Origin of the sequence: Streptomyces sp. ICC4 (genome assembly GCF_003287915.1) — a bacterium.
GTDB lineage: Bacteria > Actinomycetota > Actinomycetes > Streptomycetales > Streptomycetaceae > Streptomyces > Streptomyces tritrimontium.
The window spans coordinates 3,201,781-3,211,200 of record NZ_CP030286.1 but is presented as its reverse complement, the minus strand read 5'-3'; the positions used below and the strand labels follow the sequence as shown (position 1 = coordinate 3,211,200).

The 9,420-nt window shown below is 71.9% G+C and carries 6 protein-coding genes; all 6 read right to left on the bottom strand.

The window, feature by feature from the left end; all coding sequences use genetic code 11:
• Nucleotides 1–1,383 (bottom strand): protoporphyrinogen oxidase (gene hemG / locus DRB89_RS42925; RefSeq protein ID WP_162688587.1); only part of this gene is annotated, 1,383 nt, incomplete at its 3' end.
• Between the two features lie 63 nt (nucleotides 1,384–1,446).
• A complete protein-coding gene (locus DRB89_RS14970; protein WP_112450045.1) occupies nucleotides 1,447–2,670 on the bottom strand; it encodes a TIGR04053 family radical SAM/SPASM domain-containing protein in 1,224 nt (407 codons plus the stop codon).
• Nucleotides 2,667–3,392: a respiratory nitrate reductase subunit gamma gene (gene narI, locus DRB89_RS14965; RefSeq protein ID WP_112450044.1), complete on the bottom strand. Its 726-nt coding sequence runs from the start codon at nucleotides 3,390–3,392 to the stop codon at nucleotides 2,667–2,669. Before narI ends, DRB89_RS14970 begins: the two co-directional genes overlap by 4 nt.
• The gene (narJ, locus tag DRB89_RS14960; RefSeq protein WP_112450043.1) at nucleotides 3,392–4,075 is read right to left on the bottom strand and encodes a nitrate reductase molybdenum cofactor assembly chaperone; all 684 of its coding nucleotides are present in this window, start codon (nucleotides 4,073–4,075) and stop codon (nucleotides 3,392–3,394) included. Before narJ ends, narI begins: the two co-directional genes overlap by 1 nt.
• Nucleotides 4,076–4,098: 23 nt before the next feature.
• Nucleotides 4,099–5,640: a nitrate reductase subunit beta gene (gene narH, locus DRB89_RS14955; RefSeq protein WP_112450042.1), complete on the bottom strand. Its 1,542-nt coding sequence runs from the start codon at nucleotides 5,638–5,640 to the stop codon at nucleotides 4,099–4,101.
• A 4-nt stretch (nucleotides 5,641–5,644) separates the two neighbouring features.
• Entirely contained in the window at nucleotides 5,645–9,364 is a 3,720-nt protein-coding gene (locus DRB89_RS14950) for a nitrate reductase subunit alpha (protein WP_112450041.1), read from the bottom strand.
• Nucleotides 9,365–9,420: the final 56 nt, after the last annotated feature.

The window sequence follows — 9,420 nt, the reverse complement described above, 5'->3', positions numbered from 1 at the left end:
AGATGTGTATAAGGGAGAGGCATCGCCCTGTGCGGCGCGGCCCGTCGCGACGCAGGCGGCCACGCCGACGCCCTCGTAGGCCGCGCCGCACAGGGCGATGCCCGGGAGCTTGCCGGCGGCCTCGCGGATGCGGGCGACGCGGTCGCGGTGGCCGACGCCGTACTGGGGCAGGCCCCGGTCCCAGCGGGTGACGCGGGTGGCCAGGGGTTCGCCCATCGGGCCCACCGCGCGGTGCAGTTCGGCGATGGCGGAGCGGACCAGGTGCCGGTCGGGCCGGCTGAGCAGCTCGTCCTCGCCGATGCGGCCGATGGACGCGCGCAGCACGAAGGTCTCGGGGGCCGCGTCGTTCAGCCAGGACCACTTGTTGGAGAGGAAGGACGCGGCCTTGAGGGTGTGGCCGTCGACCGGCGGGACCAGGAAGCCGTTGCCCTGGGGGAGGAAGTGGGCCTGGGCGCGGGAGAAGGCCATGGTGATCACGGCCGTCGAGGCGTGCGGGATCGAGGAGAGCTCGGCCTCGGCGAGGGGCGAGTGGGGGCGCAGCAGCTCCGCCGCGGCGAAGGCGGGCAGCGCGAGGACGACCGCGTCCGCCTCCATCGTCAGCGCGCCGTCGCCGGTCATGGCCTGCACGCGCCAGCGGTCGCCGGCGGTCCGCTGCAGGGAGCGGGCCGTCGTGCCGGTGAGGATGCGGGCCCCGCAGGCTTCGGCGACCGCCGCCGGGAAGCGGCCGGTGCCGCCGACGACGCCCTGGACGGCCACGGCCGCCGAACGCGGGGCGCCCGCCGCGCGCATCCGGCGCAGGGCCGGCAGGAGCGGGGTGCCCTGTTCGGCGAGGGCCGCGATCCGGGGCATGGCCGCGCGCAGCGAGAGCCGGTCGGCGAGGCCGGCGTAGACGCCGCCCAGCATGGGCTCGATCAGCCGGTCGACGGCCTCCTGGCCGAAGCGGGCCGACAGGTACGCGGTGACCGAGCAGTCCTCGGTCAGCGGGGTGGCCGGGAGGGTCTCCTCCGCGGCGACGCGCGCGACGCCCTCGGGGGAGAGCAGGCCGGTGCCGATCAGCGTCGAGGGGTCGGTGGGGACGCCCATCACGTGGCCGGCGGGCAGCGGGCGCAGCCCGCCGTTGGTCCAGATGGTGGTGGGGGCCTTCGCCGGATCGCACAGGGCCTCGCCCAGTCCGACGGCGGCGGCCAGTTCCACGGCCTCCGGGCGCAGGGCCATGAGGGATTCGGCGCCCTCGTCGACGGTGATTCCGGCGATGGTGCCGGTACGGAGCTTCCCGCCGACCTTGGCGTGGCTCTCCAGCACGGTCACATCGGCCTGGCCGCGCAACTGCCACGCGGCGGCCAGACCGCTGATGCCGCCACCGATGACGATCACTGAACGCATTGTGTTCTCCCGTGGCCCCGAGGCCGATATGTGCCCCTATGAAACATATGGGAACCGAGTGGGTCAGCGCCTCATGCTTTCGGCCAGCGCCTTGAGGTCCTCCTGGTACGGGAAGCTGCCCGGCTCGTACGCGCAGTACGGGTCGGCCTCCAGCACGTCGCGGGTGAAGCCGTACGCCCGCGAGCGCGACCCCCCGCACACCGTCTTGAACTCGCACGCCCCGCACTTGCCGCGCAGCAGCGACGGATCGCGGAGCTTGGTGAACAGTGCGGAGCCCCGGTAGATCTCGGTCAGCGGGTGGTTCTTCACGTTGCCCGCGGAGACGGGCAGGAAGCCGCTGGGGTGCACCTCGCCCGTGTGCGAGATGAAGACGAACCCGCGGCCCGAGGAGACGTCCATCGGCGGGCGGCGCACGGCCCGCCGCTCGCCCTCGAACAGCCCGAGCTCGCGGGCGCGGTCCGACAGGCGCCCGTACAGCCCGCCCAGGACCGGCCGCTCGCCGCGGGCTTCGAGGACGGTGCGCTGCAGCGCGACCCGCCGGAAGTGGTGGCCCTCGGTCGTCTTGGTGGCCATCACGGCCCCGCAGTCGTAGAGGAAGTGCAGGACGTCCTCGACCTCGGCGGCCGTGAGCGAGTCCAACTGCTCGCCGCGCCCGGTCGGGACCAGGACGAAGCCGGACCACAGCATCGCGCCCTCGCGCTTGACGAGCGAGGCGATGTCGGCGAGGTCCTCCAGGCTGCCGCGGGTGACCGTGGTGTTGATCTGGACCTTGAGCCCGAGCTCCCGGGCGGCCCGCCAGCCGTCCAGCGTCCAGTCGAACACGCCGGGAACGCCCCGGAAGGCGTCGTGGCGCCCGGCCGTCGAACCGTCCAGCGAGAGGGAGAGCGCGATGGCGCCCGCCTCGCGCACCGCCACCAGGTTCTCCGGCGTCAGCGTGGGCGTACCGGAGGGGGACACGGCGACGCGCAGGCCCAGCGAGGTCCCGTACGCCACGAGGTCGGTGAGGTCGGCGCGCTGGAAGGGGTCCCCGCCGGTGATCACGAAGAGCGGGCCGGGCTTGCCGAAGGCGGCGATCTGGTCCATCACCCGGCGGGCGTCCGCGCCGTCGAGCTCCTCGGGGTGGCGGGCGGTCTGCGCCTCGGCCCGGCAGTGCAGACAGGCCAGCGGGCAGGCCCGCGTCGCCTCCCAGATCACGATGAAGGGCCGCTCGCCGACCGCGTGCCGGGGCCGGCGCACGATGGTGCGGTGCGTGGCGGGAACGGGCCCGCGGGTGGGGTGCGGGGTCACGACACGCGCTCCCAGCCGCGCTTGGTCTCGCGGTTGGCGAGCTGCGCGGGGTCCCGCTTGCGGTAGACCACGTACGGCCGGAACAGGTACTTCAGCGGCACGGAGAACGCGTGGACCAGCCGCGAGTACGGGATCAGCGCGAACAGCGTGAAGCCGAAGAGGATGTGCAGCTTGAAGGCGAGCGGGGCGCCCGCCATCAGGTGGTGGTCCGGGGTGAAGGTGAACAGGCTGCGGAACCAGGGCGAGATGCCGTCACGGTAGTTGTAGCCGTCCGTCATTCCCGTCGAGTTGAGGACCGTGGCGGTGAGGCCCAGCACCATCGCGCCGAGCAGGAAGCTGTACATCAGGTGGTCGCTGCGCAGCGTCGCCCTGCGCACGGCCGGGACCTTGAAGCGCCGGTAGACCAGGATCCCGATGCCGGCGGCGGCCGCGACGCCCGCGATCGCGCCGGTGGAGACGGCCAGCAGGTGGTAGGCGTGGTCGCTCAGGCCCGCGGCGTCGGTCCAGCTCTTCGGGATCAGCAGGCCGACCACGTGGCCGAGGACCACGAAGAGCATGCCGAAGTGGAAGAGCGGCGAGCCGATGCGCAGCAGCCGCGACTCGTGCAGCTGGGAGGAGTGGGTGGTCCAGCCGAACTTGTCGAAGCGGGCCCGCCAGACCGTGCCCGCGATCAGCAGCGCGATCGAGACGTACGGGAGCACGCCCCACAGGAGGAGGTCCATCAGGCCGTCTGCCTTTCGGGTGTCACGGGCCACGGGAGGTCGGCGGGGGTCCGCAGGGGGAGGTCGGCCGGCATGTCGAGGCCCGGCCCGAACGGTTCGAGCGCCGAGCCCGCGCCCACCAGCTCCTGCGGCGGGCCGTTCTTCGCCAGCGCCTTGGCCTCGGCCTTGGTCTCGGGGGAGGGTCCGGGCAGCGTCGAGCAGACGGCTTCGAGGACCCGGGCGTACGGGGAGGCGGACTCGGTGAGCGCGAGCCGCAGCAGCTCCAGCCCGGCCCGGTGCTCCTGGAGCAGCTCGGTGCCGGCCTCCTCCACGCGGGCGGCGAACTCCAGGGCCACCGGCAGGAAGTCGGGCAGTTCCTCGCCCGCGTACTCCAGCCCGAAGTCCCGGTAGATCCGCTTCAGCCGGACCAGGGACAGCCCGCGCCGGCGGGTGTCGCCGTCCACCCACCACGTGAGGTAGAGGCAGCGCCGGTTGCGGGTGTCGAAGGTCGAGGTGTACTGGGCGCACAGCTCGATCGGGGTCTGCCGCTCGGCCTCGTCGAGGAACGAGCCGAGCAGTGCGGCCGGTTCGGCGGGCACCCCGGCGAGGGCCGCACGGAGCCGCGGGAGTTCATCGTGGAAGTAGTCGCCGGGGTACTGCAGGACACAGCCCGCGACCAGTCGTACCAGTGCGGGGCCCCCCATCGGGCCTCTCGGCGGTCGCACGCTCACTTGCCCCTCCTCGTGGAGCCGAGGTTGAGCATCACCCGGGGCTCGGGCAGGGCGCCGACCGGGCAGCCCTGCTCGGCGGCGGCTGCGGCCCCGTCCAGCGGGTGGGACCCGGCGAGCGCCTCGGCCTCGCCGCGGGCCGCGCTGGGCACCACGAAGCGGTCCTCGATCTTGGCGATGGCCAGGAGGCGGAACATGTCCTCCATCTCCTGCCCGGACAGCCCGACGGCCCGGGCGATCGACTCGTCCTTCTCCTCGCCGAGGTTGACGCGGCGCATGTAGGCGCGCATCGCGGCCATCCGGCGCAGCACCGCCTCCACCGGCTGGGTGTCGCCGGCGGTGAGGATCGCGGCGAGGTACTCGACGGGGATGCGCAGGGCGTCGATGGCGCCGAAGAGGTTCCCGGCGTCCTCGCCGTCGCTGCCGGTGGCGGCGACGGCCTCGACGACGGGGGAGAGCGGGGGCACGTACCAGACCATCGGCATCGTCCGGTACTCCGGGTGGAGCGGGAGGGCGACCTGGTAGCCGGCGATCAGGTCGTAGACGGGCGAGCGCCGCGCCGCGTCGAGCCACTCGTCGGTGATGCCGGCCGCGCGGGCGGCGGCGATCACGGCCGGGTCCTCCGGGTCCAGGAAGCACTCGACCTGCGCGGGATAGAGGTCGTGCTCGTCCTCGACGGACGCCGCCTCGGCCACCTTGTCGGCGTCGTAGAGCATCACGCCGAGGTAGCGCATCCGGCCCACGCACGTCTCCGAGCACACGGTCGGCATGCCGACCTCGATGCGCGGGAAGCAGAACGTGCACTTCTCGGCCTTGCCGGTCTGATGGTTGAAGTACACCTTCTTGTACGGGCACCCGGTCACGCACATCCGCCAGCCGCGGCACTGGTCCTGGTCGACCAGGACGATGCCGTCCTCCTCGCGCTTGTACATCGCGCCCGAGGGGCACGAGGAGACGCACGCGGGGTTGAGGCAGTGCTCGCAGACGCGCGGGAGGTAGAACATGAAGCTCTGCTCGAACTCGAAGCGGATCTTCTCGCCGACCTCGTCGCGGATCTTCTCGACGATCGGGTCCTTCGGCGCGTGCGCGGGGGCGCCGCCGAGGTTGTCGTCCCAGTTCGGACCCCACTCGATCTTGTCGATCGGCTCTCCGGTGACCTGCGAGACGGGCCGGGCGGTGGGCATGTCGTCGCCCGCCGGCGCCTCGGTGAGGTTCTTGTACTCGTAGGTCCACGGCTGGTAGTAGTCGTCGATCTCCGGGAGGTCCGGGTTGGCGAAGATCTTGCCCAGCTTGGCGAGGCGGCCGCCGGCCTTGAGGCGCAGCTTGCCGGAGCGGGTGCGCTCCCAGCCGCCCTTCCACTTCTCCTGGTCCTCCCACCGGCGCGGGTAGCCCTGCCCGGGGAGGGTCTCGACGTTGTTGAACCAGACGTACTCGGTGCCCTGCCGGTTGGTCCACGCCTGCTTGCAGGTGACCGAGCAGGTGTGGCAGCCGATGCACTTGTCGAGGTTCATGACCATCGCGACCTGTGCCATCACGCGCATGTTGTTAGAACTCCACCTTCTGGTCGCGGCGGCGGATGACCGTCACCTCGTCGCGCTGGTTGCCGGTCGGGCCGAGGTAGTTGAAGGCCCAGGTCAGCTGGGCGTAACCGCCGATGAGATGGGTGGGCTTGAGCATCACCCTGGTCAGCGAGTTGTGGATGCCGCCGCGGCGGCCGGTCTTCTCCGTCTTGGGGACGCCGACCGTGCGCTCCTGCGCGTGGTTCATGTAGACCGTGCCGGGCGGCATCTTGTGGGAGACGATCGCGCGGGCGGTGATCACGCCGTTGCGGTTGACCGCCTCGATCCAGTCGTTGTCCGCCACGCCGATGGCGGCGGCGTCCTGCGGGGACATCCACACCGTCTGGCCGCCGCGGCCCAGCGTCATCATGTAGAGGTTGTCCTGGTACTGGCTGTGGATCGCCCACTTGTTGTGCGGGGTCAGGTAGCGGACGGCCACCGACTTCGCCTTCTCGTCGACCGTGCCGAGCTCGGGCTCCCCGTACAGGGTGTGCATGTTCAGCGGCGGCTTGTAGACGGGCAGCGATTCGCCCACCTCGTGCAGCCAGTCGTGGTCGATGAAGAAGTGCTGGCGGCCGGTGAGGGTGTGCCAGGGCTTGAGGTGCTCGGTGTTGACCGTGAAGGCCGTGTACCGGCGCCCGCCGGCCTCGGAGCCCGACCACTCGGGCGAGGTGATCACCGGGACCGGGCGGGCCTGGGTGTCGGCGAAGGTGATCCGCTTGCCCTCGGCCTCGGCGGCCAGGTGGGCCATCGGGGTGCCGACCTTCTTCTCCAGGGTCTCGAAGCCCTGGGTGGCGAGGCGGCCGTTGCTCGTGCCGGACAGCGAGAGGATCGCCTCGCAGGCCTGCTGGGCGGTCTCCAGGCGCGGGCGGCCGTCGGCGACCCCGCCGCGGACCGTGCCGTTCTTCGCGCCGAGGTAGGCGACCTCCTCGCCCACGTCGAAGGTGATCGCCTTCGTCGTCACGCCCAGCGTGTCGACGAGCGGGCCGAGCGCGGCGAACTTCTCGCCGACCGCCCCGTAGTCGCGCTCGACGACCGTCAGGTTGTACATCGTCCGGCCGGGCACCGGCTCGCACTCGCCCTTCGACCAGTCCAGCGCGACGCCGCCGGGCTGGGCCATCTCGCCGCCCGGGGTGTCGTGCTGCAGGGCGGTGGCGACCAGGTCCTTGCGCACGCCCAGGTGGGTGCCGGCCAGCTCGCCGAACCGCTCGGCCAGGGCCTTGAAGGCGTCGTAGTCGGAGCGGGCCTGCCAGGGCGGGTCCACGGCCGGGGTGAAGGCGTGCAGGAAGGGGTGCATGTCCGTGGAGGACAGGTCGTGCTTCTCGTACCAGGTGGCGGCCGGGAACACCACGTCGGACAGCAGCGTCGTGGACGTCATCCGGAAGTCCATGGACATGAGCAGGTCGAGCTTGCCCTCCACGTCCTCCTCCCGGTACGTCACGTCCTTGGGCGTGCAGCGGGGCCCGTCCTCGGGGAGGTTGGAGTGGGTGCCCAGCAGGTGCTTGAGGAAGTACTCGTTGCCCTTGGAGCTGGATCCCAGCAGGTTGGCCCGCCACACGTTCAGCACGCGCGGCCAGTTGTGCGGGGCGTCCGGGTCCTCGCCCGCGAAGCCCAGCTCGCCGCTCCTGAGCTGCCGGACCGTCTCCGCGACGGGGTCCTCGGCCTCGGCCAGCTCCAGCGGGTTGCGGTCGAAGGTCGGGTACGAGGGCATCCAGCCCATCCGGGTGGCCGCCGCCAGGCAGTCCGAGCCCGTCATGCCCTCGAAGGCGCCGGTGGCGAGCGGCGAGGCCAGCGCCTCCGCCGGGAGGGTGTCGTAGCGCCACTGGTCGGTGTGCAAGTAGAACCAGGCCGCGCCGATCATCTGGCGGGGCGGGCGCGACCAGTCGGAGGCGGCCGCGAGGGTGGCCCAGCCGGTGACCGGGCGGCACTTCTCCTGGCCCACGTAGTGGCCCCAGCCGCCGCCGTTGCGGCCCTGGCAGCCGGTGAGGGTGAGCAGCGCGAGGAAGGAGCGGTAGATGGTCTCGGAGTGGAACCAGTGGTTCGTGCCCGCGCCCATCAGGATCATGCAGCGGCCCTCGGACTGCTCCGCGGTCCGCGCGAACTCCCTTGCCACGCGCGCCGCCTGGGCCGCCGGGACGGAGGTCAGCGACTCCTGCCAGCCGGGGGTGCCCGGGGCGCTCGCGTCCTCGTAGCCGGTGGGCCACGCGCCGGGCAGGCCCTCGCGGCCCACGCCGTACTGGGCGAGCATCAGGTCGAAGACGGTCGTGACGAGCCGGTCCCCGCCGGCGGTCGCGAGGCGCCGCACGGGCACGCCGCGGCGGATCGTGCCGCGCGCCTTCCCGTCCTCGTCGAGGCCCTGTTCGTCGTCCTCGAAGCGGGGGAGGGTGATCTCCGCGCTCTCGTCGGCGGTGCCGTACAGGGTCAGGCGCGGGACGGTGTCGCCGAGGTCGAGGTTCCACTCCGGCTTCTCGTTCTTGCCCCAGCGGTGGCCCAGGGTGCCGTTCGGGACGACGGTCCCACCGGTCGCGTCGTCGATCAGCACCGTCTTCCACCGCGCGTTCTCGCCCGCCGGACCTTCCGTGTGCCCGAGATCGGCGGCGGTGACGAACTTTCCCGGAACCAGACCCTGTTCGGTCTCCTTGAGGGAGACCAGGAAGGGGAGGTCCGTGTACTTCCGGACGTAGTCCGTGAAGAAGGGGGTCTGCCGGTCGACGAAGAATTCCTTCAGGATGACGTGGCCCATCGCGAGGGCCAGCGCACCGTCCGTACCGGGGTGCGGGTGCATCCACTCGTCGGCGAACTTCGTGTTGTCCGCGTAGTCGGGCGAGACGGCGACGACCTTCTGGCCGCGGTAGCGGGCCTCGGTCATCCAGTGCGCGTCCGGGGTGCGGGTGACCGGGACGTTGGAGCCCCACATCATCAGATAGGCGGCGTCCCACCAGTCACCGGACTCGGGCACGTCCGTCTGGTCGCCGAAGACCTGCGGGGAGGCGACCGGAAGGTCGGCGTACCAGTCGTAGAAGGACAGCATCGGCGCGCCGATGAGCGAGTGGAAGCGGGCGCCGGCGGCGTGCGAGGCCATGGACATCGCCGGGATCGGCGAGAAGCCGGCGACCCGGTCCGGGCCGTGCTCCTTGATCGTGTGCACGTGCGCGGCGGCGACGATCTCCGTCGCCTCCTCCCACGTCGCGCGCACCAGCCCGCCCTTGCCGCGCGCCTGCTGGTACGTGCGCCGGCGGACCGGGTCGGACTGGATGTCGGCCCAGGCCTCGACCGGATCGCCCAGGCGCGCCTTGGCCTCGCGGTACATCTCCAGGAGGGCGCCGCGCACGTACGGGTAGCGCACCCGGGTGGGGGAGTAGGAGTACCAGGAGAAGGAGGCGCCGCGCGGGCAGCCGCGGGGCTCGTACTCGGGGCTGTCGGGGCCGACGGAGGGATAGTCGGTGGACTGGGTCTCCCAGGTGATGATCCCGTCCTTGACGTAGACCTTCCACCGGCAGGAGCCCGTGCAGTTCACCCCGTGCGTGGAGTACACGACCTTGTCGTGGCTCCACCGGTCGCGGTAGAAGGCCTCGGCGGCGCGGCCGCCGGTCTTGTGGACGGTCCGCAGGTCCGCGGAGACCTCGGCCCGGGTGAAGAAGCTGCCCGCCTTGATCAGCGAATCGGCGGCGTCCTGGTGTTCCTGACGTCCGTGGCGCTCGTGCAAGGCGACCCTCCAGGCCGGAATAGAGGCGGTGCGTGCGGTCCGGGCAAGATGACCCG

What these genes read in the sequence shown, in the direction of transcription:
- narJ (WP_112450043.1), bottom strand. Translation starts at nt 4,075, where the DNA reads ATGGGGGGCCCCGCACTGGTACGACTGGTCGCGGGCTGTGTCCTGCAG.
- narI (WP_112450044.1), bottom strand. Translation starts at nt 3,392, where the DNA reads ATGGACCTCCTCCTGTGGGGCGTGCTCCCGTACGTCTCGATCGCGCTG.
- narH (WP_112450042.1), bottom strand. Translation starts at nt 5,640, where the DNA reads ATGCGCGTGATGGCACAGGTCGCGATGGTCATGAACCTCGACAAGTGC.